The following is a 25,607-nucleotide window of genomic DNA, read 5'->3' as shown; positions in this document are numbered from 1 at the left end:
GTGCGCCCCGGTCAGCCGCCGTGCTTGTCCGCCTCGGAGGTGAAGGAGTCTGCATAGAACTCTTCTGCGGGCAAGCCGCGCTGTGCACTGTAGGCATCGCGGGCCGAGTCCACCACGATGGGCGCCCCGCAGGCATACACCTGGTGGCCCGAGAGGTCGGCAAAGTCGTCCATCACCGCCTGGTGCACAAAGCCGGTGCGGCCCGCCCAAGCGTCTTCGGGCGTGGCATCGGACACCACGGGTACGTAGGTGAGGTGGGGCATTTCGGCCGCACGCGCCAGCACCCAGTCATGCAGGTACAGGTCGCCCGGCCGGCGGCCGCCCCAATACAGCGCGGTCGGGCGTGTGATGCCCTTAAACTGCATGTGCTCGATCAGCGCCTTGATGGGCGCAAACCCCGTGCCCGAGGCCAGCAGCACGATGGGCTTGTCGGAGTCCTCGCGCAGGAAAAAACTGCCAAACGGGCCTTCCACCCGCAGGATTTCCTTTTCCTTCATCGCGCCGAACACATGGTCGGTGAACTTGCCGCCCGGCATGTGGCGGATGTGCAGCTCCACGCCCGGCGCTTCAGCCTGCGTGTGGGGCGCGTTGGCCATCGAGTAGGCCCGGCGGGCGCCATCCCGCAGGATGAATTCGATGTACTGGCCCGCGTGGTAGCGGAAGGTATCGGCGGCGGGCAGCTGCAGGCGCACCTGCATCACGTCGTGGGATTTTTTTTCCAGGGTAGATACGCGCACCGGCATCTTCTTGATCGGATACGCGCTTTCGTCAGTGACCTGGCGTGATTCGAGCACCACGTCGGTCAGCGGTTGCGCGCAGCAGGTCAGCACCAGGCCTGCAGCCTCTTCATCGGCCGTGAGTGCCTTGGACTGGTGTTCGCCGTGGTGCACGGCGCCGCTGATCTTCTTGCACTTGCACGAACCACAGGCGCCGTCCTTGCAGCCGTAGGGCAGGCCCACGCCGCTGCGGATGGCGGCGGACAGGATGGCCTCGCCCGCATTGGCACTGAAAGCGCGGCCGCTGGGCTGCACGGTGATCTGGAACGCTGCGGGGGTTGCAGCCTCTGCGCTGGTCATGTGTGGGTATCCTTGGAATCGTCTTCGATCAAACTATCGGCCCAGCAAAAGCCAAGCAAACGGACCCAATTTTGCCTTCAATACAAAGCCCCCTTGGCGCCCTCCCTGCGCGCTTTCGCCGTGAACGCCTCCTGATCGTGGGTTGCGGTGATGTAGGTCAACGCATCCTGCGCGATCTGCAATCAGGCCCCGGCGCCGCACGCATGCGGGTGATGGCGCTCACGTCCAGTCCCTCGCGGGTCGCGGGGCTGCGCGCCCTGGGAGCCAGGCCTATCGTGGGCAATTTGGACGATGCGCCTTCGCTGCGCAGGCTTGCCGGGCTGGCCACCCGGGTGTTGCACCTGGCGCCCCCTCCGGGCGAAGGGGCCGGAGGAAATGCCTGGTGGCTGGAGCCCCGCACCGTGGCCTTGGCCCGCGCGCTGCGGCTGCGAAGCCTGCCGGTGTCCTTGGTGTATGCATCGACTAGTGGGGTGTACGGCGATTGCCAGGGGGCCCTGGTGCCTGAGACGCGGGCCGTGGCTCCCGGCACCCCGCGGGCGCAGCGCCGCGTGAACGCAGAAACTGCGGTACGCCACCTGGGCCGTGCCGGTGTGCGGGCCAGCGTGCTGCGCATTCCGGGTATCTACGCACCTGACCGTGAAGGCGGCACGCCCGAGGCCCGTCTGCGCCGAGGCACGCCGGTGCTGGTGGCCGAAGACGATGTGTTTACCAACCACATCCATGCCGATGACCTGGCGCGGGCCTGTATGGCCGCCGTGTGGAAAGGGCTGTCACAGCGCACTTACAACGTGAGCGACGCCACCCACCTGAAGATGGGCGATTACTTTGACCTGGCCGCCGACCTGTACGGCCTGCCGCGCCCCCCGCGTGTGCCCCGCACTGCAGCGCAGGAGCAGTTGTCGCTGATGCTGCTGAGCTTCATGAGCGAGTCACGCCGGCTCGACAACCAGCGCATGGTGCGGGAACTGGGGTTACGGCTGCGCTACCCCAGCGTGGCCGAGGGGCTGAGCGGGCAGCCACAACGTTAGGGCCTGTTGCTACGCGCCCGTGGCATCAGCAGGGCGCCTGGCCGCCGTTTGAGCGGCAGACCCCACCGGGCCCGGGAAACCGTCCCGGACCTGTGCGGGGGTAGGTGTTGCCCAGGTTGTCGGTGCAGCGAAAGTCGCCACATTGGGTGAGGCGTGGTGGGGGTTGTGGGGTACCTGCCTGGGGAAACGGATCGGGGTAGAGAGGGCGGTGCCTGGAGGGAGGAACCACCACCACACGCGGCTGGTTGGCACGTGCCTTTTCGACCTCGGCATAGCCCTGGGGGCCCAGGCAGTCCAGGTCCACCTGCCTCTGGGCCGCTTCGAGCCGCAGTTCCTGCTCATAGGTCGAGCGCGACAGGCCTGCAGCCACCATGTCGAAATTGCGCCGCGAACGTGCGCATTCCGGGGAGCGGGCGTAGTCCTGCGGTTGTGGGGCTGCGGCAGCGGCCTGCGCAGCGCGTGCCCGGTCGCGCTCGGCGTTGCGGCGGGCCTCGGTCTCTGCGGCGGTGGCCTCGGCCTGCAGCCGCTGTTGCTTGCGCTCCAGCGCCTCAGCGGCCTGTTCGCGTTCCAGTTGGAGTTCTTCCGGCGTTTTGCGCGCTTCCACTTCGCGCGCCGCCGCTCCGCCCGTACAGGCCCCATCGGTATAGGTCACCTTGCCGGTGCGGGTGTCGGTGCAGCGCACCACTTGTGCGTGGGCCACGGTGCCCAGCCAGGCTGCGCACACACAGAGGAAGAGGGCGAGATGGCGGTTGCGGAGGCTCATGGTCTGCGGCCAAGGTGGGCAAAAGCGTGGCGGTGGGAGCCCTGGTCAGCCCCTTTCAGGGCTTGTCGGGGCTGTTGGACTGTTGGCGGGAGCGCCAGTCGTGGGGGTCAAACGAGTAGCTGCCTGGCGCAACACGGCCTGGAGGGGGTTGGCGGTTGCGGCGATCGTCTGCGGCGCGGCGGTCGCGCTCAGCCTGCTCGCGCAGGGCCTGGTCACGGTCGCGCTGGCGGCGGTCGAGCTCGCGGGCCTGCTGTTCGCGGCGATCACGCTCGCGTTCCCGGGCCTGCCGGTCGCGCTCGGCACGTTCCCGTTCGCGTTCACGTTCTCGCCAGTCGTTACGGTTGCGGTCTCGCTCCCAGCGGTCGTCCCGGTCACGTCCACCGTAGTAGATAACGGCTGGGGGCGCCGAATACGCGGGGTACACCGGCGGGGCGTTGTTGTAGATGTAACCCGGCTGCTCATAAACACGGTACGGAGTGGGTTCGTAGTACGGGTCACCCTGCACCGTGGCGCAGCCGGTCACCGCGGCGCCCAGGACCGTGGCAGAAATAAGGCGGGCAAATGTGTTTGTCATGGTGGTCAGACCCTGGCAGGGAGTGGCCGTTCCACCCTGCTCGTAAAGCCCCCGAAAAGCACCCCGGCGGAGTGTTACAAATTTCGGAGGCTGGCGCGTTGAAGCCGCTTTCAATGTAGCGCGTGGCCCCCCGTTTTGGTTGACCTGCCTGCCGATGTGCCGGGTAGGACGGCGCCTATTGTCCCATCCGTCGGGGCCGGGCGCTGCCGTGGAGAAACTTCAAAAACAATAGCTATAAACCATTGCCCGATTAGCGGAAGCGGCCAATTTTTTACCCAATATCTGACCGTGGGGGCGGGGCGCCTGCTCCGCGGCAGGCCGCCCTGCCTTTAAGGCTTGGGCAGCACCCGGCGGATGGTTTCGGCCAAGTCTTCCGCCACAAACTTGGCGACGTACCCATCGGCTCCGACGCTGCGCACGTGGTCTTCATTGGCCGAGCCCGACAGCGAGGAGTGAATGACCACGGGCAACCCATGAAACCGCGCGTCCTGCTTGATGTTGCGTGTCAGGGTAAACCCGTCCATTTCTGGCATTTCCAGGTCGGTCAGTACCATGGCGACGCGGTCCAAGACCGTTTTTCCCTCGGCTTCGGCGCTTTTCGCGATGGCGTTGAGACGGTCCCAGGCTTCCTTGCCGGACTTCACCATTTCATATGGGGCGTTGAGCACTTTGAGCTCTTGCTCGATGAGCGAACGGGCCACGAACGAGTCGTCGGCCGCCAGGATGATGCAGCCGGGCTTGAGCTTGAGCTTGGCCCCAACCTTTTCTTCGGTGACCTCGTGGCCGTCCGAGGGCGAGATCATCTGAAGGATGGCCTCCACGTCCAGCACCTGGGCCAGGCGGGATTCATCCGTGTTGCCGTCCAGGCGGGCAATGCTGGTGACCAGCTTGCCAGCGGCGCCGCTGGTTTCGGCCGAGAGCACCTGTTTCCAGTCCAGTCGCACGATGTCTTCCACCGACTCGACGGCAAACGCCTGCGTGGTGCGCGCGTATTCGGTCACCAGCATGATGTTCAGGCCCGTCTGGGGCTTGCAGCCCACGATGGACGGCAGGTCCAGCACCGGAATCACCTGCCCGCGCAGGTTGACCACGCCCAGCGAATGGGCCGTGGTGCCCGCGATCGGCGTGATGCTGGGCATGGCCACGATCTCGCGGATCTTGAACACGTTGATGCCAAACAGCTCTGACTTGCCCAGAGCACTGTCGGTGCCCAGGCGAAACAGCAGCAGTTCGAACTTGTTGGTGCTGGTGAGGTTGGTCCGCTCGTCGATGTCCTGCTGCACTGCTTTCATGATGGGTCCTTCGCGCAGAAAAGAAGAAGATACGCGCGTTTACAAATTCTAGGATCAGAACGGGGTGCGCAGTGCGCTAAATGTTCAGGCAATACCCGAATAGTGCACTGCCGCATCCTTGCGTGGCAGCGCTGTCACACGTTGGAGTCGGGTTGCGGGCTCAAGCCGGGGCTGGCAGGGCCACCGGCCCAAAGTGCAATACCGTGGGGAAAGGGTCGTAGAAGTGGTGAAGGAGCTGTTTCCAGTTCTGGTACCGGGCCGACTGGCGAAAGCCGATCTCATGGTCTTCCAGGGTGACCCAGCGCACCAGCAGCACGTAGTCCTGCGGGCGCTCCAGACAATGGCCCAGTTCGTGTGACAGGTAACCGGGCATCGAGGCAATGATCTGCTGCGCCTGGGCAAAGGCGTGCTCGAAGGTCGCGTTCTGGCCGGGGCGGATGGTGAGGTGGGCGATTTCGAGAACCATGGTGGGCTTGGGCGTGCTGTGCGCTTGGGAAGTGCCTGTTTCTACCGCAAGACTGCCGGGTTACCGTATGCAGCCTGTTGTTCTGTGCCCACCCACACCGGGAGGCGGGAGGCTCAGGCAACGCTGCTCTGGGGAATCACAGAGGCCTTCAAACTGTCGGCCAGGCGGCCTAGCAGTGCGAGCATGGGTGCATCCGAGGCATCGCAGGCCAGACCCAGGTGGCGCGAGAACGCCAGGGGGCCATCGAGGGGGCGCGTGACCGAGCGGCGAGCATGCGCCGCGTGGGACTGTGGCACCACCGCCACGCCCAGGCCGCTGTCCACCATGTGCAGCAACAGCTCTTCGCGTGCGGCGCTGGCCTGAACCTCCAGGGCGATGCCGCGCTCGGCCAGCAGGCGGATGAACGACTGGTGCAGCGGGCAGTAGGGCCATTCAAGAAGCGGCACCCCTTGCAGGTCCGCCAGACCGAATTTCTTCTTGAAGCGCAGGGGATGCTGCTCGGGCAACAGCATCACATAGGGCTCGCGCCACAACGACACAAACGTGTCGCCGGGCGGTTTGCAGTGCTCCGCCACCAGGCGCAGCCGGGCCTCCTGCGCTGTGGCCGTGAGTCGGACCAGCGTGTTGGGCAGGAGGTCGGCAATCTGCGCAAACAGCGGCGCGGCTGGGCCCACCATCAGGTCGTCCTGCAGGAACACGCCCAGCGTTTCGCGGGGCGCATCGCGAAAGTCGCGCACCATGGCGCTGGATTGCGCCAGCAGGCTGCAGGCGCGCGGGTACAGGCGGTGGGCGGCGGGGGTGGGCGCCAGACCCTGGCGGCTTCGCTCGAACAGCACGGTGTCCAGCGCGTCCTCCAGCCCCTTGATGGCCATGCTGATGGACGGCTGCGCCACAAAGCAGCGGCGCGCCGCCGTGGTCACGGATCGTTCTTCGTAGGCCGCTACGAAGTAGCCGAGGGCGCGCAGGTCAAACAGCATGGGGTTTCAGGGGCCGGGGCCACAGTCAGGTAGGGGTGATCGTGGTGACGGTTTCGCGAAAGTAGTCGAGCTGGCCGTTTTGCGAGTGGCTCAGGATCCAGGTCAGCGACTCCACTTCGCGCTGTTGTACTCCATAAAAGAAGCGTTGGCTTAGCTGGGTCATCACCCAGTCGTCGCCCAGCGGCTGGCTGTGGGTGTGAACGATTTGCGTGCCTTGCGGAAAGATCTCCGTGCCCAGGCGCTGCAGCACCGTCAGCAGATCGGCCTGGTTGCGGGCGACCTGCCAGCTGGTGTCTGCATCATCGCGGTAGTGGTCGATGCGGAAATCCAGGTCATCGGCAACGCTACCGAGCAGCGTGGGGACATCGCCTTTTTCAAAGGCGGCCAGTACGCGGTCGATGGGGAAGTTTGTGGTGAGGTTGGTCGTCATGTGCGCTCTCCAGTCGGGGGGTTAAAAGGGCCAGAAGCAGGCCCTTGGGGGGCGACTGTAGGCAGCCGACGCTGCCTGCACAACGATGGAATTTGTGGGTCTGAACGATAAAAAAATGATGGATAAAAAGTGGCAGCGATGTCCCGGCGAAGGAAGGCGCCGAAGGCAGTCACCCACGGACTGTTCCCCTCTCATTCCGTGACGCCGGGCAGCTGGCTCAGATAGCGGTGCAGCGCGGCAATGGTCTGGCGCACCTTGGCGGGCTGGGCGTCGCGCTGGGGCGTCATGGCCCAGATGTCCAGGGTGCCAAACGACCAGTCGGGCAACAGCCGCACCAGCCGCCCGGCCTGCAGCGCATCGTGCGAATCCATGCTGCCCACCAGCGCCAGGCCCAGCCCGGCCTCGCACATCTGCTGGATCGACAGCTGGTTGTTGCTGGCAATGCGCGGCTCCACCCGCAGGGCCCGGGGATCGCCCGTGGGGCTGCGCAGGTCGATCAGCAGGCCGCCGTTCTCGCGCGCAAAGCCCAGCCAGCTGTGCGAGAGCAGTGCGTCCGGGTGCTGTGGCACGCCGTGGGCAGCCACCCAGCCGGGCGCCGCGCACAGGTACCACTGCATGCCTCCCAGGCGCCGTGCTGCCCAGGTAGAGTCCTGCAGGCGCCCGTAGCGCACGGCCAGATCGATGCGGGCATTGATGAGGTCAATGGGCGAATCGTCTACCAGCAGGCGCAGGCGCAGCGCCGGGTGGGCGGCCAGCAGCTCGCCCAGCGCTGGGGCAATGTGGCGTGCAAACCCGACGGTAGCCGACAGCCGCAGCTCGCCACTCGGGGCATCGCGCGACGCGGCCAGCTCGGCCCGCGCCTGGTCGGCTGCGGCACACATGGCGGCGCAGCGCGCGTGGTAGCGCTGGCCTGCTTCAGTGAGTGCAAGCTTGCGCGTAGAGCGGTGAAGCAGGGTCACACCGCCATCGCTTTCCAGCTTGCGCACCTGCTGGCTCACGGCAGAAGTGCTCATGCCCAGGGCGCGGGCGGCGCCGCTCATCGAGCCGTGCTGCACCACGGCGGCAAACACCGCCATGCGTTTGAGGTCTTCCATATCAGGTCCTCTCGTCAATTCCCACTGGGCTGTTGTCCGCCTCCATGCCTTGGAACTGGCGCGACCAAGGCCAGTGCCCCCGCGCAAGGGCCGCCAAGCTGCTTGTGCGGCGCTTCGCTGGAGTGCGCTGGGGGTGTCCCCATCCCGCATGGCGCAGCCATGCGAGAGAGGGGGAGGGCGCAGAGCGACTCAGGGGGTAATTCATCCATTGTGAAGTTGAGCTTCAAAGAGAAGGCCAATTTAGCCATCTACCGCCCGCTTTGACAATCTCCTATTCTCACTACATCGCAACTTCGACCCAAGGACATCGATATGAACATTGCCCTGATTGGCGCCACCGGCTTTGTTGGCGCTGCTGTGCTGAATGAACTGCTGCAACGCGGCCACCGCGTGACGGTACTGGCCCGCAACCCCGCCAAGCTCGCCGCGCGCGAAGGTCTTACGGTAGTGGCGGCCGACGCGCAAGACGCCGCCCAGGTCGCCAAGGCCGCTGCCGGCCATGATGCTGTGGTCAGCGCCTATAACCCCGGCTGGGAGAACCCCAACATCCACGACGAGTTCCTGAAAGGTACCCGCGCCATCATCGACGGCACCAAAGCGGCTGGTGTGCGCCGCTTTCTGATGGTGGGTGGCGCTGGCAGCCTGTTTCTGGCGCCCGGCGTGCAGCTGGTGGATACGCCCCAGTTCCCCGCCGAATGGAAGCAGGGCGCCCTGGCCGCGCGCGAGGCGCTGAACTGGATTCGCACCGAAAACACGCTGGACTGGACCTTCCTCTCGCCGCCCATCCTGCTGCAGCCTGGCGAACGCACGGGCCAATACCGCCTGGGCGACGAAGCGCCGCTGATGAATGGCGAGCAACCCGGCAGCATCAGCGTGGCCGACCTGGCTGTGGCCATCGTGGACGAGCTGGAGACGCCGCGCCACGTGCAAAAGCGGTTTACGGTGGCGAACTGAGCCTTTCCGGATTGACAGGGGCTGCGTCCAGTGGGCGCAGCCCTTTTCTTTGTGACTTCAGGAAAAAGCCGCCAGGTCGATCAGTGTGTGGCCCAGCACTATGGGCCACAGGGTTCTCCAGTGCAGGAACCAGCGGCACATCACCCCATGCGCAAAGAAGGCCGCGATCACGCCGTGCCTGCCGTGCTCCCAGTGCGCCAGCGCAAAGATGGTTGATACGCAGAGTGTGAAGCGCCTTTCTGAAGGATGTTGGCGCGCACTGGCGTACAGCAGCCATGGCAGCCCAATGAAAAAGATGCTCTCTACCAGCCCGGCGCTGACTGCCGCATAGATTTGCACCGCCGCACCCGCCAGGCCCTGAGGGAAAAGATGTACCAACTGGAAGCTGCCAGGCGACGGGCCGAGTACCCGCCACGACAAGTTTCTCGCCACCAGAAAGGCCAGCCCTGCGGTGACGAACACCATCAGCCCCTGTCCTGCAAGGGGCCACAGGTTTTTCCCGAGCGGTACGAGTCCGTAGTTTCTTGGGCGCAATGCGGCTTTGTGGGAGAGCAGTCCCAGCAAGAGAGCCGGAAGCACTACCCATTGAAGCCCGCCAACCGCCCAGAAGATCAGTGCTCCCCAGCTTCCCAGGGTCGGCAGGTAAAAGCCATTGAGTTGCCAGACGAGCAGTACCGGGATCAGGGCCCCGCCCACAAGCAGCTGTTGCCAAGTAGTGAGAACAAACGGCCGTTTCAATGTCGAGATCAAGCGCTTCTCCCGGGTCCTGGTGGTTGGTCATCCCGTTCACCTGTCTCGGAAAGCTTTGACCGATGCGGGGAGGATCATCTTCTCCTCAGCTGGATGGTCCAGCCGCATCGCCAAACACCTGGGCGTGAAATAGTCCCCAACGCGCCCCCCAGATACATCTGCAGGCGCGTTGGGCGGAATCTCTCACCCGATAAACCACCGCATCGGCACCAGCACGATCGATGGAAACAGCACCATCAGGAACATCATGGCGAACTGCGCCGCCATGAAGGGGATCACTCCGCGCGTGACCTCGTCCATGCGCATCTTGCCCACGCCCGCCACCACGTTCAGCACCGTGCCCACGGGTGGGGTGATCAGCCCGATGGCGTTGTTCATGATGAACAGCACGCCGAAGTAGACCGGGTCGATGCCTGCGGCCTTTACCACCGGCATCAGCACCGGGGTCAGGATCAGGATGGTGGGCGTCATGTCCATGGCGGTGCCCACGGCCATCACCAGCACCATGATGGCGATGAGCAGCAGCGTGGGGTGTTCCATCAAGGGCTTGAGCAGGCTCACCAGCTGGCGCGGGATGTCGGCCACGGTGATGAGCCAGGCGCTGACCATGGCGGCCGCCACCAGGAACATGATCACGGCCGTGGTCTTGGCGGCGCTGATGAACACATCGGTCAGCTGGCGCCAGTGCAGCTCGCGGTAGACCAGCGTGGCCACCAGCAGGGCATAGACCGCAGCGACGGCAGCGGCTTCAGTGGGTGTGAATACGCCCATCTTCAAGCCCACGATCACGATGACCGGCAGGAACAGCGCCCAGGTCGATTCCTTGAGCGCCTGCAGCTTCTCGGCCGTGGAGGCCTTGGGCGGTGGCGTGACGTTTTCGCGCTGCGAGACCCAGTACCAGGTGATGGCAATCGCCACTCCCATCAGCAGCCCCGGCACGATGCCGGCCAGGAACAGCTTGCTGATCGACACGTTGGCCGCGACGCCGAACACCACGAAGCCGATGGACGGCGGAATCACCGGCGCGATGATGCCGGCCGAGGCAATGAGCCCGCCCGCTCGTGCCTTGTCGTGCCCGGCCTTCACCATCATGGGCAGCAGCAGGGCCGCCAGTGCCGCCGTGTCGGCCACGGCGGAGCCCGACAGCGCCGCCAGCATGCAGGCCGCCAGGATGGCAACGAACCCCAGCCCGCCCCGCTTGTGCCCCACCAGCGTAAGCGCGAGCTTGACGATGCGCTGCGACAGACCACCCACGTTCATGATCTCGCCCGCCAGCATGAAGAAGGGCACGGCCAGCAGCGGAAAACTGTCCGCGCCGTTGATCACGTTCTGCGCGAGGATTTGCGCGTCGAACAGGTCCAGGTGCCACATCAGGGCCGCGCCGGACACCAGCAGCGCGTAGGCAATCGGAACGCCGATGGCCATGGCGGCCAGCAGGGAGCCGAGGAAGATAAAAACGGTCATGGGAGAGCGCTCCAGGTCATTGCGGTGTGGGGCTCACTGGCGTGAGGCCGTGGGCGCTGGGGCTGTGTGCGGCAACTGGCTGCCCACGGCGGCCAGTTCTTCGGATTCGGCGATGTGCAGCAGCTCGTTGTCGGGCATCTGCCCCGACACAATCCGCCACAGATCCAGCGCCAGCAGCAGCCCCGCCGCCACGGCAAACACCACGCCCGACGCATAGAAGATGGCCATGGACGCGCCCGTGACCGGCGCATCCACATCCCAGTTGATGCGCGCCTGTGCCAGCGCGCCGCTGAAGAGCAGCCAGGTGCACCAGATCATCAGCGCGTAGCTGATGGCGAGGCAGATGCGCTGGCCCAGCGGCGGCAGGCGCGCCAGCAGAAAGTCCGTGCCCAGGTGGCCCCGCTCGCGCACCGCCACGATGGCGCCCAGGAAGGTGATCCACACGAACAGCCAGCGCGAGACCTCCTCGCTGATGGCGATGCCGGAGTTGAACGCGTAGCGCAGCACCACATTGCCGAACACCATCACCACCATCACGGCCAGCGCCAGGGCGATGAGCAGGTTGATCCAGCGGCAGCAGCGGTCGATGAAGGCATTGAGCATGAGGTTGACTCCTGTTTTCTTTTGACTCAAAGCGCTGTGCCCTGCAGCAGCCCGCGCTGCGCCAGGTTGGCCATGAAGGCGCGCAGGCCAAAGCGCCAGGGCGGCGCGGCCTCGCTGTGCGCCACGCGGTTGTGCAGTCCGCCCAGCCAGGCGCTCTGGATGGACACCAGATCGCCCAGCTGGTGGGTGAAGCCGCCGCCCGGCTGGCCGCGGTCTTCGATGGGGGCGAACAGCGTGCCCAGGAACAGCATGAACCCGTCCGGGTACTGGTGCGCGGCCAGCGTCTGCGCCACCAGGTCGGTGGGGTCGCGGCTGATGCTGGCCATGGTGTTGATGCCGCGCAGCTCAAAGCCGTCCGCGCCCGCCACACGCAGGTGCACTGTTTCATTGCGCACCTGTTCCAGCCCGAAGCTGGCGTCGAACAGGCGGATGAAGGGGCCTAAAGCGCATGACGCGTTGTTGTCCTTGGCCTTGCCCAGCAGCAGGGCGCTGCGGCCCTCGATGTCGCGCAGGTTCACGTCGTTGCCCAGCGTGGCGCCCACGATCTGGCCCCGGCTGTTCACGGCAAGCACCACCTCGGGCTCGGGGTTGTTCCAGGCCGAATCGGAGCGGATGCCGATGTCGTCCCCGCAGCCGACGGACGCCAGCACCGGCGCCTTGGTGAAGACCTCGGCATCGGGGCCAATACCCACCTCCAGATACTGCGACCACAGGCCTTTCTCTTGCAACAACGTTTTGAGTTCCATGGCCTCGGGCGAACCAGGGCGGATGTCGGCAAGGTTCTCGCCGATCAGCTCGATGACCTGGCTTCGCAAGGCTTGCGCACGGCTGGCGTCGCCCCGGGCCTGTTCTTCGATCACGCGCTCGATCAGGCTGGCGGCAAACGTGACGCCCGCCGCCTTGACCACCTGCAGGTCGCACGGCGCCAGCAGCCAGGGGCGGCTCTTGTCGCGCGTTCCGGGCAGGCTGTTGGCCAGCAGGTCATCCACGCTGCACAGGTACTGGCCGGTGGCTGCACGCACCGCCTCGGCGGGCGCCAGGGCGTCGAGCAGCGTGCTCATGGTGGGGTAGTGCGCGCTGAGGTCGAACACGCCTTCGGGCCGCAGGGCCACCACAGCTGGGCCCGCGACGGCGCCCTGTGGTGCCCACACCCGGCCCACCAGCGTGCCCTGCAGGCCATCGTCGGGAAGCACTTGCAATGCGGTCTGGGGCGCACGGGCCCGTTCGGCAACTGCCGCCGCCGTCATGTTGTTCATGGAGAGTCCTTCGAAAAAATCCGGGGGTGGCGCCGGTGGCCCGCCCGCTCGTTGTCAGTGGTTGTGGCGTGGTGTCTTTTCGGAAATGCGCTGGAATGCCAGCGCGAAGTCCAGCGTCGCGCCATCGGCCAGCTGCCCTGTCTTCTCGCGGTACAGCGCTTCCCAGGGGGACTGGCTCGCGGGCACGGGTGGGTCGGGCAGTTCACGTTTTCGGCGGGCGATTTCCTCGGGCGCGACCAGCGCATCGCAGCGCCCTGTGTTGAGGTCGATGCGGACCGTGTCGCCGCTTTGCAGCCAGGAGAGGCCCCCACCCACGGCGCTCTCGGGCGATGCGTTGAGGATGGACGGGCTGTCTGCCGTGCCCGACTGGCGCCCGTCACCCAGTGTGGGCAGGGTGTTGATGCCGCGCCGGATCAGCGCATCGGGCGGCTGCATGTTGACCACCTCGGCCGAACCCGGCCAGCCGATGGGCCCGGCGCCGCGCATGACCAGGATGCAGCCCTCGTCGATGTCGAGCGCTGGGTCGTTGATGCGTGCGTGGTAGTCGTCCGCGCCTTCAAAAACCACGGCACGGGCTTCGAAGATGCCCTCGCGGCCCGGCTGGCTCAGGTAGCGCTCGCGAAACGCGGGCGATATCACCGAGGTTTTCATGATGCCGAAGTCAAACAGGTTGCCGCTGAGCACCAGGAACCCAGCTTTTTCCATCAGCGGCGCGTTGAAGGGGCGAATCACTTCACGGTCGCGCGCTTCGTGGCCCTGCAGGTTGTCGCCGATGGTTTTGCCCGTCACGCTGGCGCAGTCGTTGTGCAGGCGGCCCGCTTGCTGCAGCTCCCACATCAGCGCAGGCACACCGCCCGCGCGAAAGAACCGTTCGCCCAGGAACTGGCCTGCAGGCTGCATGTTCAGCAGCAGGGGCAGGTCGTAGGCGTGGTCCGTCCAGTCCTGGGCCTCCAGCACCACGCCTGCATGCCGCGCCATGGCCATCACGTGCACCTGCGCATTGCTGGAGCCCCCGGCCACACTGATGACCGACAGCGCGTTCAAGAAGCTCTCGCGCGTCAGGATGCGCGAGGGGCGCAGGTCTTCATAGGCCATATCAACAATGCGCCGCCCGGTTTCGTAGGCCATCTGGCCGCGTTCGCGGTACGGTGCAGGAATGGCCGCGCAGCCGGGCAGCGACAGGCCCAGGGCTTCTGCCACTGCGTTCATGGTCGAGGCCGTGCCCATGGTGTTGCAGTGGCCCGCCGATGGTGCGCTGCTGCAGGCGCGCTGCAGAAACTCTTCTTCATCAATCTCGCCCGCCGCGAGCTGGCGGCGGCTGCGCCAGATGACGGTGCCCGAACCTACCAGCTGCCCGTCGTGCCAGCCATCGAGCATCGGCCCGCCCGAGAGCACGATGGCCGGAATGTCCACCGTGGACGCGGCCATGACGCCAGCAGGCGTGGTCTTGTCGCAGCCCGTGGTCAGCACCACCGCGTCGATGGGGTAGCCGTACAGGATCTCCACCAGCCCCAGATAGGCCAGGTTGCGGTCCAGTGCGGCCGTGGGCCGGCGGCAGTTTTCAAAGATGGGGTGAACAGGGAACTCCATCGGAATGCCGCCCGCATCGCGGATGCCGTCGCGCACGCGGCGCGCCAGGTCCAGGTGGATGCGGTTGCAGGGCGACAGGTCGCTGCCCGTCTGCGCGATGCCGATGATGGGCCGGCCCGAGCGCAGTTCCTCGGGCGTGAGCCCGTAGTTCATGAAGCGTTCGAGGTACATCGCGGTCATGTCCGAGCGCTCGGGGGCGGCAAACCAGTCGCGGGAGCGGAAGGGGCGGCGGGGTGTTTTGGTCATGGGGTCGGGACGTCGCAAAAGGAGGGGCGGGGGCGCAGCTGCAACCAGCTGCGCCCCGGGAGGCGAATCGCTTACTTCCCGCCCCGCGCCTTCGCCAGCTCGCCCATCATTTCGCTGGTGGTCTCTTCACCAAACTCCTTGCCGTACTTGGCCAGCACGGGCTGCAGCTTGGTGCGCAGCTTGGCCTGCTCGGCGACGGGCAGCTCGGTGATCTGCATGCCGGCCTTCTTCAGCTCGCCCAGGGCGGTCTCGCTGAAGGCACGGATGGTCTTGCGTTCGAACAGCGTGGCCTCGCGGGCAGCCTCCTGCACGATCTTGCGCTCGTCGGCCGAAAGGCCGTCCCAGGTCTTCTTGGAGATGAGCAGCACCCACGCGCTGTACATGTGGCGCGACAGCACCAGGTGCTTTTGCACCTCATAGAACTTGCTGGCCAGGATGGTGGCAGGCGGGTTCTCCTGGCCGTCGACGGCCTTTTGTTCCATGGCCGTGTACAGCTCGGTGAACGGCATGGGCGTGGCGTTGGTGCCCAGCGCGTTGAAGGTGTCGAGGAACAAGGGGCTCTGGATCACGCGCAGCTTCAGGCCTGCCAGATCGTCGGCCGTGTTGATAGGTCGGCGCGAGTTGGTCACGTGGCGGAAGCCGTTTTCCCAGAAGCCCAGGCCGATCAGGCCCTTGTCGGGCAGCATGGCCAGCAGCTTCTGGCCGAAGGGGCCGTCGAGCAAGGCGTCGGCTTCGGCCTCGGTGTTGAAGGTGAGCGGTAGGTTCAGCACGCCAAAGGGCTTGATCAGCGACATCAGCGTGGATGAATCCGGAATCGTCATCTCCAGCGTGCCGCCGCGCAGGGCCGAGGTCATGCTCACGTCGTTGCCCAGCGCACCGCTGGCAAACAGCTTGGCGTTCATCTTGCCGCCGCTCTTGGCCTGCAGGCGCTCGGCAAAGTGGCGCACGGCCTGGGCCTGCGGGTGGTCGTCGCTCAGGCCAATGCCGACCTTGAAGGTGTGTTCCTTGACTTGGGCCGCGACGGGGGCGGCAAAGGCGGCCAGCAGCGTGGCAGCAAGCGCCAAGGATTTAGCGAGGGAATTGAAATGCATGGTGTCTTGTCTCCGTTGGAATGGCGGGGCCCCGTTGGCGAGGCCTTTGGCGCCTGCGGCTTTTTTGGTGCCAGCCGTTATCGACGCAGAGCGAAGGTTAGGTTTCACGCCCCGGCGGGTCCACTGAATGTTTTGCGACAATCCATTCCAAACGCTTATGAGTCCAGACGAATTTCCGGGTAAACCCTTGTCTTTGGCGCAGGCCTGCGCGCGGCTGCGCTTTCGGCATTTGCAGTTTCTCGACATCCTGGGCCGCACGCGCAACCTGCGGCTCACGGCCGAGCAGATGCACGTCACGCAGCCTGCGGCCACCAAGATCCTGATGGACATCGAGGAGATCCTGGAGGCGCGCCTGTTCGACCGCCTCTCGCGCGGCATGCGGCCCAACGAGTTGGGGCTTTTTACGCTGCGCTACGCCAGCGCGGCGCTCGATGGGCAGCGCAAGTTTGTGGACGAGTTCAACGCACTCAAGCAGGGCGGCCATGGCCATGTGACGGTGGGCGCGATCACCGGCTCGGCCGCGCATGTGCTGGTGGCGTCGGTGGTGGAGCTCCAGCGCTTGCGGCCCCTGCTGGTCATCAAGATCCTGGAGCAGAGCAGCGACCAGCTCATCGCCTGGCTGGCCGAACGCAAGATCGACCTGATGATTGGCCGCTTCACCACCGAGGACCAGCGCAGCCAGTTCCACTACGAGCACCTGTCCGCCGAGCCGCTGCATGTGGTGGGTGGGCAGCACCACCCGCTGCGCGGCGCCACCGACCTGTCGCTCACCGAGCTGGCGCACTGGCCGTGGATTCTGTACCCCGCCTCCACGGCCGTGCGCAAGGTGTCGGACGATCTGTTCGGTGGCGCGGGGCTGGCACTCACGGCGGGGGTGGTGGAGACGCCGTCCTTCCTGTTTGCGCTGGAGCTGATGAACACCACCCACATGATGTCGCTGCAGCCCGCCGCGCTGATCCAGAAATATGTGGACCGGGGCCTGCTCTCGCGCATCCCCGTCGAGCTGCCCGACCGCATGCCCAGCTACGGCCTCATCACCCGGCTGGGCGAGCCGCCCACCCCTTCGGCACAGGCCTTTATCGATGTGCTGCGCGAGGCGGCGGGCGTGGCGCCGGACGCTTTGGGGGAGTGACCAGACCTGCGCTATGCACGGCCTTTTTCGATAACCAATGGTTATTGGAAATGAGGATGGCCAAGCCCTGCCGTTATGCTCTGCGCCCCTTCCCGCAACCCAGGCCTTTTTCTCCATGACCGACGCACCCGATACGCCCGACACCATCCAGGAACCCCGCTGCTGGAGCGATGGCCGCTGGACGGCGCAGGTCATCAAGAACGAAGACGATGATGGCTGGGCCGTGTCCATGACGCTGAAGGGGGAGTCCGAACCCGCGCTGGTGGGCCCCTGGACCATGGGCCGCGACAAGAAGAACCCCAAGCCGCTCGATGTGTCGGCCTTCCACACCCTGGTCAAGACCGCGAGCGAGGTGGTGCGCCGCCATGAGCAGCAACTGCACGCGCAGTTGAACAAGAGCGTTCACATCACGACCGCCGACGGCCAGCGCCTGCGCGTAGCGCTGGCCATCGTGCCCGACGAGGAAGGCGCCACGGCCACGCTGAGCGCCGAGGATCCACTGGGCCAGGAAATCGCCCGCGTGCCTGCGCCGCCCACCTTCCGCCTGACGGCCGCCAGCGCTACCGCCTGGGCGGACGGGGGCTTTGCGCGGCCCCGTTGACCTCGGCGCCCAGCGCTTTTGCACGCCCCCGACAAGGTACCGAAGAGTTTCTTGCAGCCCTGCGCGCTGCCAGGTGCTGCGCGCAGGGCGACGTTTGGGTAGATTGGAGGGCATGGCCCAGTGGCCCGTCGGAGTCCTGCCGTGCGTTCCTCATTTCCACCCCTGCTGCCATTGCCTTCCCCGTCCGAGGGCTTGTTCCCGCCACCACCGCGAGCCGGCTTTGCTGGAGCCGCCCTGCTGGCCTGCTGCGCGCTGTTGCCCCTGCCGGCCCTGGCGCAGCAGGGGGCTGGCGCGCCGCAGCCCTCCGCCCGGGCCCAGGAGCTTGCGGCCTCCGCTACCCCCGAGCCGCGCCGCATCTTCATCGACGGCGCACGCGCGGCCAGCGACGTCGGGCTGGCCTCGGTGGGTGTGCAATGGCCCTGGGCCTGGCGCCGTGATTTTTTGGGCGGCGAACTTACGGGGCACTGGGATACCCACATCGTGCACTGGCGCGTGCCGCCCGGCACCGCCGTGCCGGGCGGGCGCCGCCACTGGACGCAGCTGGCGGTGGTGCCGACACTGCGTTGGCGATTCGACGGCGGGCAGTCCGCCTGGTTCATGGAAGGCGGCATCGGCCTGTCGGCGCTGGACGGGCACTACGCCACCCGGCACAAGGCCTTCAGCACCCGTTTCAACTTTGCCGACCACCAGGGCGTGGGCTTCAACTTTGGCGCCCGCCGCCAGCACGAACTGATGCTGATCGTGCGCCACATTTCCAACGGCGGCATCCGCAAGCCCAACCCGGGCGAAGACTTTGTGCAGGTACGCTACAGCCGGTCTTTTGAATGATCCGGCTTCCATCAACTTGAACCGTTCGCTGAGCGCCGTTCAAGCGCCGCGCCTGGCTTGGGCAGGCTCAGCCAGAACGGGTGAACGGGATCGGCGAAGGGGGCCAATCGCCTTGGCGACGGCGCGAACGCCACCAAGCTCCTAGAATCCTCCTGCTGGCCCTGGATCCACTCCAGGGCCGGCAGCGTTCTCAGGGCGGGGTGGAATTCCCCACCGGCGGTATTTGAGGGCTGAAAAGCCAACAAGAGCCCGCGAGCGCCTGTGGTGCCGTTCTTTGGAACAGGCCCGCAGGGTCAGCAGATCTGGTGCGAAACCAGAGCCGACGGTCACAGTCCGGATGAAAGAGATCGCGAAACTAGGGATGTCCTGCATAACCCTCGCGAGTCGGTGGTAGTGCGGATCGGGATGGGCCGCAAGGCGACTTTTTGCAACCAATAGCGCGGCTAATGGTAAGAAAAGCAACGCAGCGGACCGCCCGAGACCGCGCTATCACGGACCGCAGGGAGTTATGCAGGACATCCCTAGAGCACCCGCCATGGGTGGCTGGGCCCTTGGCGTTTGCCTGCGTGTTTTTTGCCCGCTCGCAAGCGCCGTGAGGCCTGCGCCGCCCTGTGCAGGCGCCGTGTTCGCGCGCGCCCTGATTCTGGTATGACCTGTTTTGAGGAACCCATGAATCAGTCTTCTTCACCTTCCGTTTCCCCCCTGGCCCCCGTCGCCGCCCACCGTGGCGCCCGCGTGGCCATCATCAGTGCCAGCTGGCACCAGGACATCGTGCACCAGGCGCGCGACGCGGCCCTGGCCGAGTTCGACCGCCACGGCCTGCCCCCCGCGCAGGTGGCGCTGTTCGACGTGCCCGGTGCGTTTGAGATCCCGCTGTTGGCCCGCAAGCTCGCGCGCAGCGGGCGCTACGATGCCATCGTGGCCTGCGCGCTGGTGGTCAACGGCGGCATCTACCGCCACGAGTTCGTCACCACCGCTGTCATCGACGGCCTGATGCGCGTGCAGCTCGACACCGAGGTGCCCGTGATGTCGGCCGTGCTCACGCCGCGCGACTTTCACGACCACGAGGACCATGTGCGCTTCTTCCGCGAGCATTTCGTGAAGAAGGGCACCGAGGTGGCCCAGGCCTGCCTGCAGACCATGGCCTACCTGCGCAAACTGGCCTCGCCCACGTTGGCCTCCGTGCAGCAGGCTTCGCCGGTGCTGGCAGAAGTCTGAGTCGGTGGCTTTTTGATTGCTATCTTTTGGATAGCTTTTAGCGCTTGATGGTAAAGCGCTAGGGATGTCCTGCATAACCCTCGCGAGGCGGTGGTAGTGCGGATCGGGATGGGGCGCAAGGCGTCTTTTGGCAGCCAATAGCCGGGCTATTGGCAAGAAAAGCAACGCAGCGAACCGCCCGAGGCCGCGCTATCACAGACCGCAGGGAGTTATGCAGGTCATCCCTAGAGGCCGATTTGACCTGAAATTTTTGCGCCGCCTCAGCCAGCGGCCAGACGGGGCTGGTGCGGCCCGGGCACTGGCAAGTGGGCACGTGTGGGAGCGCTGGCTTCAGAGTCCGCCAGTCGGAACACCGCCACCGCCTGCACCAGCTGCTGCGCCTGCACCTTCAGGCTGTCGGCAGCTGCAGCACTCTGTTCGACCAGCGCCGCGTTCTGCTGCGTGGCCTGGTCCATTTCGGTGATGGCGTCCCCCACCTGGGCCACGCCTGCACTTTGCTCGCTGCTCGCGGCGCTGATCTCGCCCACGATGTCCGTCACACGGCGGATGGCGCTGACCACCTCGCTCATCGTGGCGCCCGCCTTGTCTACCAGCGTGGTGCCCAGCTCTACGCGCTCCACGCTGGCGTGGATCAGGGTCTTGATCTCCTTGGCGGCGTCTGCGCTGCGCTGGGCCAGGTTGCGCACCTCGCTGGCAACCACCGCAAAGCCCCGGCCCTGCTCGCCCGCGCGGGCTGCTTCCACGGCGGCGTTCAGCGCGAGGATGTTGGTCTGGAAGGCGATGCCGTCGATCACGCTGATGATGTCGGCAATCTTCTTGCTGCTGTCGTTGATGCCCTTCATGGTCGTCACCACCTCGGCCACCACATCACCGCCCTGCACGGCCACGGTGCTGGCGCTCACGGCCAGCTGGTTGGCGGTGCGCGCGTTTTCGGCATTGGCCTGCACGGTGGAGCTCAACTCCTCCATCGACGCCGAGGTTTCTTCCAGCGCGCTGGCCTGCTGCTCGGTGCGGGCGCTCAGGTCGTTGTTGCCCTGTGCGATTTCGGTACTGGCGGCGGCCACGCTGTCGGCGTTGTTGCGCACATTGCTCACCACGTGCGACAGGCTGATCTGCATGTCGTGCAGGGCATTCAGCAGCAGGGCGATTTCGTCCTTGCCCTGCACTTGCCGTGCCACGGTGAGGTCGCCGCTGGCCACGGCCTGCGACACGCGCACCGCGTTGTCCAGCGGGTTCACTACGGTGCGGCTGAAGGCAATGGCGCCCGCAATGCCCAGGGCGCACACCACCAGCATCACCACCAGGCTGATGGTGGTGGCGCGCTGCGCTGCTTTGGCGGCGCGCTCGGCCACTTCGCTGCTGGCCTTGGCGATCAGGCCACCGGCCTGGTCCAGCAGCTGCGAGGGCTCGCGGTCCATGCCCGCCACGGCCTTGTCGCCCGCCTGCGGGTCGTGGTCGGCGGCCTTGAAGGCCTCAAACCCCTTGCGATAGGCCGCGCCCATGCGCTCGTGGGCCTGGGCAAATTGCTGCACGCGTTCACGGCCTTCGCCGGGGGGCAGGGCGACCACGAGCTTTTGCGCCTCGTCCTTGATGGCCTTTTCCTGCTTTTCAAACGCGGCCCAGTAGCGCGTGAGCTGGGCCGGGTCCTTGCCGCGCAACAGCACATTCTTCCACTCCTGCACCTGCACCTTGAAGTTGTTGAGCATGTCCGCCGCCATGCGCTCGTGCTCAAAACTCTGGGCCACGGTGGTCTGGTAGGTGTCGAGCGCCTGGTTCAGGCGGCTGATGCCAAACAGCGCCGCCGCAAACAGCAAAAGCAGCGACACGGTAAAGGCCAGGGGGAGCTTGAGGCTGAGCTTCATGGGGAACTCCTGTGGGGTCCACGATTCGCCGCTGGGGCGGGGCAAAGTGCATGCGGCCCAGCCGGACTTCCCCGTACGTTGCGGCGGTTGTCCCACTGCGCCTCTCGTCTCGGTCAACCGGCGCGTGCTGTGCGCCGCGCCGGAGAGATTCCCGCTGCCATTATGGAGAGATGTGTAAATTTTTGTACATGTCTTTTTTACCAAGGTGCGAACACATGTAGGCGCCGAGAGCACCAAGATTTGTTATCAAATTGATAGCTGTTAGCGCTTATTGGATAGGCGCTAGAGCCTGATTTGGTTCAGATGGTGCAGACAAAAAAGCCTTGCCGTTCAGGGCAAGGCTGTTCAATGGCGGGGGCGTTGCGCAGCTCGGTGCCGCGTGGGGCTAGCTACAAAACCCCGCTGGCCCGCAGCGCCGCAATGCGCGCCGCATCCAGCCCCATCTCCCGCAGCACTTCGTCGGTGTGCTGGCCTAGGGCAGGCGGGGCGTTGCGCAGCACGGGCGGCGTGGCCGACAGGCGCAGTGGGCTGGCCACGCCGGTGATCTGCTGAACGTTGTCGGTGGCGGCCTCGCCGTCCTTCCAGCGCGGCAGCGTCACGGCCAGGCCACGGGCCTGCACCTGCGCGTCGTCAAACGCCTGGGCGATGGTGTTGATGGGGCCGCAGGGTACGGCCTTGTCTTCCAGCAGTGTGATCCAGTCGGCCGTGGTGCGCGTGCGGGTCACGGCCTCCATGGCGGGGATCAGCGCGGTGCGGTTTTGCACGCGCAGGGTGTTGGTCGCAAAGCGCGGGTCGCTGGCCCACTGGGGCTGCTCGGCGGCGGCGCAAAAGCGCTGGAACTGCCCGTCGTTGCCAATGGCCAGCAGCATGTTGCCGTCGGCGGTGGGGAAGTCCTGGTAGGGCGCGAGGCTCGGGTGGCTGTTGCCCATGCGTCCGGGCGCCTTGCCCGTGGCGAGGAATCCCGAGGCCTGGTTGGCCAGCACGGCCATGCCCACGTCGAGCAGGGCCATGTCGATGTGCTGGCCCTGGCCGGTGCCATTGGTGGCGTTGTCGCGCACATGCAGCGCGGCCAGGATGGCGTTGCTGGCGTACAGGCCGGTGAACAGGTCGATCACGGCCACGCCCACGCGCATGGGGCCGCCGCCGGGTTCGGTGTCGGCCTGGCCCGTGATGCTCATCAGGCCCGTCATGGCCTGCACCATCAGGTCGTAGCCTGCGCGCTCGGCGTAGGGTCCGTCCTGCCCGAAGCCGGTGACCGAGCAGTAGATGAGGCGGGGGTTGAGCGCGCGCAGGCTCTCGTGGTCCAGGCCGTATTGCTTGAGGCCGCCGACCTTGAAGTTCTCCACCACGATGTCCGCCTCTTGTGCCATCTGCCGGATCAGCGCCTGGCCCTCGGGCGAGGCCATGTCGATGGTCACCGAGCGCTTGTTGCGGTTGCAGGCGGTGTAGTAGCTGGCCTGGTTGGTGTCGTTGCCCTCGGCGTCTTTCAAGAACGGAGGGCCCCACTGGCGCGTGTCATCGCCTACGTCGGGGCGCTCCACCTTGACCACGTCCGCGCCCAGGTCGGCCAGAATCTGCGTGCACCAGGGCCCGGCCAGCACGCGGGAGAGGTCTAGCACCTTGATGCCTGCGAGGGCGCCTGGGGAGGAGGGGGATGTGGTCATGAAGGTACTATAAGTTTGATAGCTGGTAGCGCTTATCCATCAAGCGCTAGAGGCCTAAAACGCTTGAAACATGTGTAGAGGAGCCCCGTTTTAACTCCCTCTCCCCTCGCGGGAGAGGGTGGGGGAGAGGGGGCGAACAGGCACAGCGCACGCCACTACCCCCTCTCCCCCGGCCCCTCTCCCGCGAGGGGAGAGGGGAGTTCTCACCACCGCATTGGATGGAGGGGAGGCCGGGCCTCAGTTGGCAAACGCCGCAATGCCCGTCTGCGCACGGCCCAGAATCAGCGCATGCACATCGTGCGTGCCTTCATATGTGTTCACCACCTCCAGGTTCACCAGGTGGCGGGCCACGCCAAACTCGTCGCTGATGCCGTTGCCGCCCATCATGTCGCGCGCCAGGCGGGCAATGTCCAGCGCCTTGCCGCAGCTGTTGCGCTTGATGATGGAGGTGCCTTCCACGCTGGCCGTGCCCGCGTCCTTCATGCGGCCGAACTGCAGGCAGGCCTGCAGGCCAATCGCAATCTCGGTCTGCATGTCGGCCAGCTTCTTCTGGATGAGCTGGTTGGCGGCCAGGGGGCGGCCAAACTGCTTGCGGTCCAGCGTGTACTGGCGGGCGGTGTGCCAGCAGAACTCGGCCGCACCCAGGGCGCCCCAGGCGATGCCGTAGCGCGCGCTGTTCAGGCAGGTGAAGGGGCCCTTGAGGCCTTGCACTTCAGGGAAGGCGTTTTCTTCGGGCACGAACACATCGTCCATCACGATCTCGCCGGTGATGGAGGCGCGCAGGCCCACCTTGCCGTGGATGGCGGGGGCTGTCAGGCCCTTCATGCCCTTTTCCAGCACGAAGCCGCGGATGGGGCCCACGGCGCCGCCTTCGGACACTTCCTTGGCCCAGACCACGAACACGTCGGCCACGGGGCTGTTGGTGATCCACATCTTGCTGCCCTTGAGCTTGTAGCCGCCGTCGACCTTGTAGGCGCGCGTGGCCATGCTGCCGGGGTCGGAGCCGTGGTCGGGCTCGGTCAGGCCAAAGCAGCCAATCCACTCGCCGGTGGCCAGCTTGGGCAGGTACTTTTGCTTCTGCGCTTCGGTGCCGAATTCATGAATGGGCACCATCACCAGCGACGACTGCACGCTGGCCATCGAGCGGTAGCCCGAATCCACGCGCTCCACTTCGCGGGCGATCAAGCCATAGGCCACGTAGCTCAGGCCGGGGCCGCCGTACTGCTCGGGGATGGTGGGGCCGAGCAGGCCCACTTCGCCCATCTCGCGGAAGATGCTCACGTCCATCTTTTCGTGGCGGAAGGCGTCCAGCACGCGGGGCGCCAGCTTGTCCTGGCAATACGCTGCGGCGGCGTCGCGGATGGCGCGCTCGTCGTCGGTCAGTTGCTGGCTCAGGAGGAAAGGGTCATCCCATTGAAAAGCGGCGTGGGCCATGTGTGTCTCCGGTCGGAAAGAAGGTGAAAGAAACGGGTCTGAAGCGCATCGTAGGCCCTGGTGTGCCAGCCCGCAAGCGAGTTCTTTTCATCCAGATATGCGTTGTTGGAATGTATGGAATACTCGCGTCCATAGGTTGCAAGTGAGATAACCTCGTTAAAAGTTCCTCTTCATCATGCGCCGCAACATCCCATCGACCCAGGCCCTGGCCTGTTTTGAAGTCGCCGCCCGACACGAGAGCTACACCCGCGCCGCGCAGGAGCTGTCGCTCACCCAAAGCGCGGTGTCGCGCCAGATCCAGGCGCTGGAAGAGTTTTTGGGCGTGGCGCTGTTTCGCCGCACGCGCCACGGCGTGGTGCTGACGCCTGCGGGCGCCCACTACGGCCGCCAGGTGGCGCGCTGGCTGCAGGGCCTGGAGCGCGACACGCTGGACGTGATGGCTCACCAGGGCGAGGGTGGCACTCTGTCGCTGGCCGCAGTGCCCACCTTTGCCACGCGCTGGCTCATCCCACGCCTGCCGCTGCTGGCGCAGGAGCATCCGGACATCGTGGTGCACATCGACACGCAAACGCGGCCTTTTCTGTTTGCCGACACCACCTTCGATGCCGCCTTGTATGCAGGCACCCCCGAGCAGGTCGCCAACTGGCCCGGCGTGCAGGCCCTGCTGCTCATGCGCGAAGACGTGGTGCCCGTGTGTTGCCCCCGCCTGCTCGAATCCGCCGCGCCCCGGGGCCGCGGCCGCGCCCACCAGCCGATCGCTGCCGAGGCGCTGGCCGAGCTGCCGCTGCTGCAGCAAAGCACACGCCCCTATGGCTGGCGCCAGTGGTTTGATGCGATGGGTGTGGATGCCCCGCATGCGCTGGATGGCCCGCGCTACGAGCTGTTCTCCATGCTGGCCGTGGCCGCCACGCATGGCATGGGCGTGGCGCTGATGCCGCCTTTGTTGATCGAGGCCGAACTGGCCAGCGGCGAGCTGGTGGTGGCCTGCAACCGCCCGCTGCGTGGCGAGCGTGCCTACTACCTCATCAGCCCCGCGCAAGCCCAGCCGCCGGTGTTGGGGGCGTTTGCACGGTGGCTGCAGGGTATGGCAGCGGCGGCAGGCGGAGTGCCGCCGGTCGCCGGGGCAGACGGCAAGGGATGACGCGCTTGCATCCGCCCAGGGGCTGAACTAATCTGGTGGCGCTGGAGTCTGTCTGCACATACCGATCCGGGAG

24 protein-coding genes and 1 riboswitch are annotated in these 25,607 nt (G+C 66.0%); of the genes, 7 read left to right on the top strand and 17 right to left on the bottom strand.

What is annotated here, in order from left to right:
- Positions 1-11: 11 nt before the first annotated feature.
- Complete coding sequence (locus C8C93_RS13370) at positions 12-1,076, bottom strand: CDP-6-deoxy-delta-3,4-glucoseen reductase (RefSeq protein WP_121507220.1); 1,065 nt, start codon at positions 1,074-1,076, stop codon at positions 12-14.
- Positions 1,077-1,147: 71 nt separating this feature from the next.
- Here C8C93_RS13370 and C8C93_RS13365 point away from each other — a divergent pair, with 71 nt between their 5' ends.
- Positions 1,148-2,104 carry an NAD-dependent epimerase/dehydratase family protein gene (locus C8C93_RS13365; RefSeq protein WP_121507219.1) on the top strand — a complete coding sequence of 319 codons (957 nt, stop codon included), beginning with the start codon at positions 1,148-1,150 and terminating at the stop codon, positions 2,102-2,104.
- Between the two features lie 25 nt (positions 2,105-2,129).
- On the opposite strand, the gene C8C93_RS13360 is transcribed toward C8C93_RS13365, so the two are convergent.
- From C8C93_RS13360 to C8C93_RS13330, 7 genes are all read right to left on the bottom strand, one after another.
- Positions 2,130-2,867, bottom strand: coding sequence for a DUF4124 domain-containing protein (locus tag C8C93_RS13360; RefSeq protein WP_121507218.1), 738 nt, complete (start codon positions 2,865-2,867; stop codon positions 2,130-2,132).
- Between the two features lie 55 nt (positions 2,868-2,922).
- Positions 2,923-3,441: a hypothetical protein gene (locus tag C8C93_RS13355; RefSeq protein ID WP_233559380.1), complete on the bottom strand. Its 519-nt coding sequence runs from the start codon at positions 3,439-3,441 to the stop codon at positions 2,923-2,925.
- 329 nt (positions 3,442-3,770) lie between these two features.
- Positions 3,771-4,733 (bottom strand): chemotaxis protein, encoded by a 963-nt coding sequence (locus tag C8C93_RS13350; RefSeq protein ID WP_121419286.1) that lies wholly within the window; start codon positions 4,731-4,733, stop codon positions 3,771-3,773.
- Positions 4,734-4,893: 160 nt separating this feature from the next.
- Positions 4,894-5,199, bottom strand: coding sequence for an antibiotic biosynthesis monooxygenase (locus C8C93_RS13345; protein WP_121507217.1), 306 nt, complete (start codon positions 5,197-5,199; stop codon positions 4,894-4,896).
- 113 nt (positions 5,200-5,312) lie between these two features.
- Complete coding sequence (locus tag C8C93_RS13340; RefSeq protein ID WP_121507216.1) at positions 5,313-6,176, bottom strand: LysR family transcriptional regulator; 864 nt, start codon at positions 6,174-6,176, stop codon at positions 5,313-5,315.
- A 25-nt stretch (positions 6,177-6,201) separates the two neighbouring features.
- Positions 6,202-6,606: a hypothetical protein gene (locus C8C93_RS13335; RefSeq protein WP_055395103.1), complete on the bottom strand. Its 405-nt coding sequence runs from the start codon at positions 6,604-6,606 to the stop codon at positions 6,202-6,204.
- A 191-nt stretch (positions 6,607-6,797) separates the two neighbouring features.
- Complete coding sequence (locus C8C93_RS13330) at positions 6,798-7,700, bottom strand: LysR family transcriptional regulator (RefSeq protein ID WP_121507215.1); 903 nt, start codon at positions 7,698-7,700, stop codon at positions 6,798-6,800.
- A 312-nt stretch (positions 7,701-8,012) separates the two neighbouring features.
- Here C8C93_RS13330 and C8C93_RS13325 point away from each other — a divergent pair, with 312 nt between their 5' ends.
- The gene (locus C8C93_RS13325; RefSeq protein WP_121507214.1) at positions 8,013-8,654 is read left to right on the top strand and encodes an NAD(P)-dependent oxidoreductase; all 642 of its coding nucleotides are present in this window, start codon (positions 8,013-8,015) and stop codon (positions 8,652-8,654) included.
- Between the two features lie 57 nt (positions 8,655-8,711).
- On the opposite strand, the gene C8C93_RS25015 is transcribed toward C8C93_RS13325, so the two are convergent.
- The 6 genes from C8C93_RS25015 to C8C93_RS13295 form a co-directional block, all read right to left on the bottom strand.
- Complete coding sequence (locus C8C93_RS25015; RefSeq protein ID WP_147433769.1) at positions 8,712-9,404, bottom strand: type II CAAX prenyl endopeptidase Rce1 family protein; 693 nt, start codon at positions 9,402-9,404, stop codon at positions 8,712-8,714.
- Between the two features lie 183 nt (positions 9,405-9,587).
- Positions 9,588-10,868, bottom strand: a complete 1,281-nt coding sequence (locus C8C93_RS13315) for a TRAP transporter large permease subunit (protein ID WP_121507212.1) — start codon at positions 10,866-10,868, stop codon at positions 9,588-9,590.
- A gap of 33 nt (positions 10,869-10,901) precedes the next feature.
- Positions 10,902-11,471, bottom strand: a complete 570-nt coding sequence (locus C8C93_RS13310) for a TRAP transporter small permease (protein WP_108498345.1) — start codon at positions 11,469-11,471, stop codon at positions 10,902-10,904.
- 26 nt (positions 11,472-11,497) lie between these two features.
- Complete coding sequence (locus tag C8C93_RS13305) at positions 11,498-12,727, bottom strand: fumarylacetoacetate hydrolase family protein (RefSeq protein ID WP_121507211.1); 1,230 nt, start codon at positions 12,725-12,727, stop codon at positions 11,498-11,500.
- Between the two features lie 54 nt (positions 12,728-12,781).
- Positions 12,782-14,563 (bottom strand): IlvD/Edd family dehydratase, encoded by a 1,782-nt coding sequence (locus tag C8C93_RS13300; protein ID WP_121507210.1) that lies wholly within the window; start codon positions 14,561-14,563, stop codon positions 12,782-12,784.
- A 71-nt stretch (positions 14,564-14,634) separates the two neighbouring features.
- Positions 14,635-15,654, bottom strand: a complete 1,020-nt coding sequence (locus C8C93_RS13295) for a TRAP transporter substrate-binding protein (RefSeq protein ID WP_121507209.1) — start codon at positions 15,652-15,654, stop codon at positions 14,635-14,637.
- Positions 15,655-15,811: 157 nt separating this feature from the next.
- Between C8C93_RS13295 and C8C93_RS13290 the strand changes: the two genes are divergently transcribed.
- The 4 genes from C8C93_RS13290 to C8C93_RS13275 all read left to right on the top strand — a co-directional run bounded on the left by C8C93_RS13290 (position 15,812) and on the right by C8C93_RS13275 (position 19,433).
- Positions 15,812-16,786 (top strand): LysR family transcriptional regulator, encoded by a 975-nt coding sequence (locus tag C8C93_RS13290; RefSeq protein ID WP_055401603.1) that lies wholly within the window; start codon positions 15,812-15,814, stop codon positions 16,784-16,786.
- 115 nt (positions 16,787-16,901) lie between these two features.
- Positions 16,902-17,387 carry a hypothetical protein gene (locus C8C93_RS13285; protein WP_121507208.1) on the top strand — a complete coding sequence of 162 codons (486 nt, stop codon included), beginning with the start codon at positions 16,902-16,904 and terminating at the stop codon, positions 17,385-17,387.
- 141 nt (positions 17,388-17,528) lie between these two features.
- Positions 17,529-18,215: an acyloxyacyl hydrolase gene (locus C8C93_RS13280; RefSeq protein ID WP_147433768.1), complete on the top strand. Its 687-nt coding sequence runs from the start codon at positions 17,529-17,531 to the stop codon at positions 18,213-18,215.
- Positions 18,216-18,397: 182 nt separating this feature from the next.
- A riboswitch (FMN riboswitch) is annotated at positions 18,398-18,568 on the top strand.
- Positions 18,569-18,884: 316 nt separating this feature from the next.
- Positions 18,885-19,433: a 6,7-dimethyl-8-ribityllumazine synthase gene (locus C8C93_RS13275; RefSeq protein WP_121419297.1), complete on the top strand. Its 549-nt coding sequence runs from the start codon at positions 18,885-18,887 to the stop codon at positions 19,431-19,433.
- A 260-nt stretch (positions 19,434-19,693) separates the two neighbouring features.
- Here C8C93_RS13275 and C8C93_RS13270 read toward each other — a convergent pair whose 3' ends face one another.
- The 3 genes from C8C93_RS13270 to C8C93_RS13260 all read right to left on the bottom strand — a co-directional run bounded on the left by C8C93_RS13270 (position 19,694) and on the right by C8C93_RS13260 (position 24,393).
- Positions 19,694-21,295, bottom strand: a complete 1,602-nt coding sequence (locus C8C93_RS13270) for a methyl-accepting chemotaxis protein (protein WP_121507206.1) — start codon at positions 21,293-21,295, stop codon at positions 19,694-19,696.
- 389 nt (positions 21,296-21,684) lie between these two features.
- Complete coding sequence (locus C8C93_RS13265) at positions 21,685-22,959, bottom strand: CaiB/BaiF CoA-transferase family protein (RefSeq protein ID WP_121507205.1); 1,275 nt, start codon at positions 22,957-22,959, stop codon at positions 21,685-21,687.
- Between the two features lie 237 nt (positions 22,960-23,196).
- Entirely contained in the window at positions 23,197-24,393 is a 1,197-nt protein-coding gene (locus C8C93_RS13260) for an acyl-CoA dehydrogenase (RefSeq protein WP_121507204.1), read from the bottom strand.
- 175 nt (positions 24,394-24,568) lie between these two features.
- Between C8C93_RS13260 and C8C93_RS13255 the strand changes: the two genes are divergently transcribed.
- Positions 24,569-25,534: a LysR family transcriptional regulator gene (locus C8C93_RS13255; protein WP_121507203.1), complete on the top strand. Its 966-nt coding sequence runs from the start codon at positions 24,569-24,571 to the stop codon at positions 25,532-25,534.
- The last annotated feature ends 73 nt before the right edge of the window (positions 25,535-25,607 follow it).

Source organism: Acidovorax sp. 93 (genome assembly GCF_003633835.1).
GTDB classification, from domain to species: Bacteria; Pseudomonadota; Gammaproteobacteria; order Burkholderiales; family Burkholderiaceae_C; genus Acidovorax; species Acidovorax facilis.
Note: the sequence above shows the minus strand (reverse complement) of the source record. Positions and strands in the feature narration are given on the sequence as shown.

What these genes read in the sequence shown, in the direction of transcription:
- C8C93_RS13305 (WP_121507211.1), bottom strand. Translation starts at nt 12,727, where the DNA reads ATGAACAACATGACGGCGGCGGCAGTTGCCGAACGGGCCCGTGCGCCC.
- C8C93_RS13260 (WP_121507204.1), bottom strand. Translation starts at nt 24,393, where the DNA reads ATGGCCCACGCCGCTTTTCAATGGGATGACCCTTTCCTCCTGAGCCAG.
- C8C93_RS13345 (WP_121507217.1), bottom strand. Translation starts at nt 5,199, where the DNA reads ATGGTTCTCGAAATCGCCCACCTCACCATCCGCCCCGGCCAGAACGCG.
- C8C93_RS13355 (WP_233559380.1), bottom strand. Translation starts at nt 3,441, where the DNA reads ATGACAAACACATTTGCCCGCCTTATTTCTGCCACGGTCCTGGGCGCC.
- C8C93_RS13330 (WP_121507215.1), bottom strand. Translation starts at nt 7,700, where the DNA reads ATGGAAGACCTCAAACGCATGGCGGTGTTTGCCGCCGTGGTGCAGCAC.
- C8C93_RS13285 (WP_121507208.1), top strand. Translation starts at nt 16,902, where the DNA reads ATGACCGACGCACCCGATACGCCCGACACCATCCAGGAACCCCGCTGC.
- C8C93_RS13370 (WP_121507220.1), bottom strand. Translation starts at nt 1,076, where the DNA reads ATGACCAGCGCAGAGGCTGCAACCCCCGCAGCGTTCCAGATCACCGTG.
- C8C93_RS13315 (WP_121507212.1), bottom strand. Translation starts at nt 10,868, where the DNA reads ATGACCGTTTTTATCTTCCTCGGCTCCCTGCTGGCCGCCATGGCCATC.
- C8C93_RS13310 (WP_108498345.1), bottom strand. Translation starts at nt 11,471, where the DNA reads ATGCTCAATGCCTTCATCGACCGCTGCTGCCGCTGGATCAACCTGCTC.
- C8C93_RS13300 (WP_121507210.1), bottom strand. Translation starts at nt 14,563, where the DNA reads ATGACCAAAACACCCCGCCGCCCCTTCCGCTCCCGCGACTGGTTTGCC.
- C8C93_RS13335 (WP_055395103.1), bottom strand. Translation starts at nt 6,606, where the DNA reads ATGACGACCAACCTCACCACAAACTTCCCCATCGACCGCGTACTGGCC.
- C8C93_RS13290 (WP_055401603.1), top strand. Translation starts at nt 15,812, where the DNA reads ATGAGTCCAGACGAATTTCCGGGTAAACCCTTGTCTTTGGCGCAGGCC.
- C8C93_RS13275 (WP_121419297.1), top strand. Translation starts at nt 18,885, where the DNA reads ATGAATCAGTCTTCTTCACCTTCCGTTTCCCCCCTGGCCCCCGTCGCC.
- C8C93_RS13255 (WP_121507203.1), top strand. Translation starts at nt 24,569, where the DNA reads ATGCGCCGCAACATCCCATCGACCCAGGCCCTGGCCTGTTTTGAAGTC.
- C8C93_RS13265 (WP_121507205.1), bottom strand. Translation starts at nt 22,959, where the DNA reads ATGACCACATCCCCCTCCTCCCCAGGCGCCCTCGCAGGCATCAAGGTG.
- C8C93_RS13295 (WP_121507209.1), bottom strand. Translation starts at nt 15,654, where the DNA reads ATGCATTTCAATTCCCTCGCTAAATCCTTGGCGCTTGCTGCCACGCTG.
- C8C93_RS13360 (WP_121507218.1), bottom strand. Translation starts at nt 2,867, where the DNA reads ATGAGCCTCCGCAACCGCCATCTCGCCCTCTTCCTCTGTGTGTGCGCA.
- C8C93_RS13325 (WP_121507214.1), top strand. Translation starts at nt 8,013, where the DNA reads ATGAACATTGCCCTGATTGGCGCCACCGGCTTTGTTGGCGCTGCTGTG.
- C8C93_RS13350 (WP_121419286.1), bottom strand. Translation starts at nt 4,733, where the DNA reads ATGAAAGCAGTGCAGCAGGACATCGACGAGCGGACCAACCTCACCAGC.
- C8C93_RS13340 (WP_121507216.1), bottom strand. Translation starts at nt 6,176, where the DNA reads ATGCTGTTTGACCTGCGCGCCCTCGGCTACTTCGTAGCGGCCTACGAA.
- C8C93_RS13270 (WP_121507206.1), bottom strand. Translation starts at nt 21,295, where the DNA reads ATGAAGCTCAGCCTCAAGCTCCCCCTGGCCTTTACCGTGTCGCTGCTT.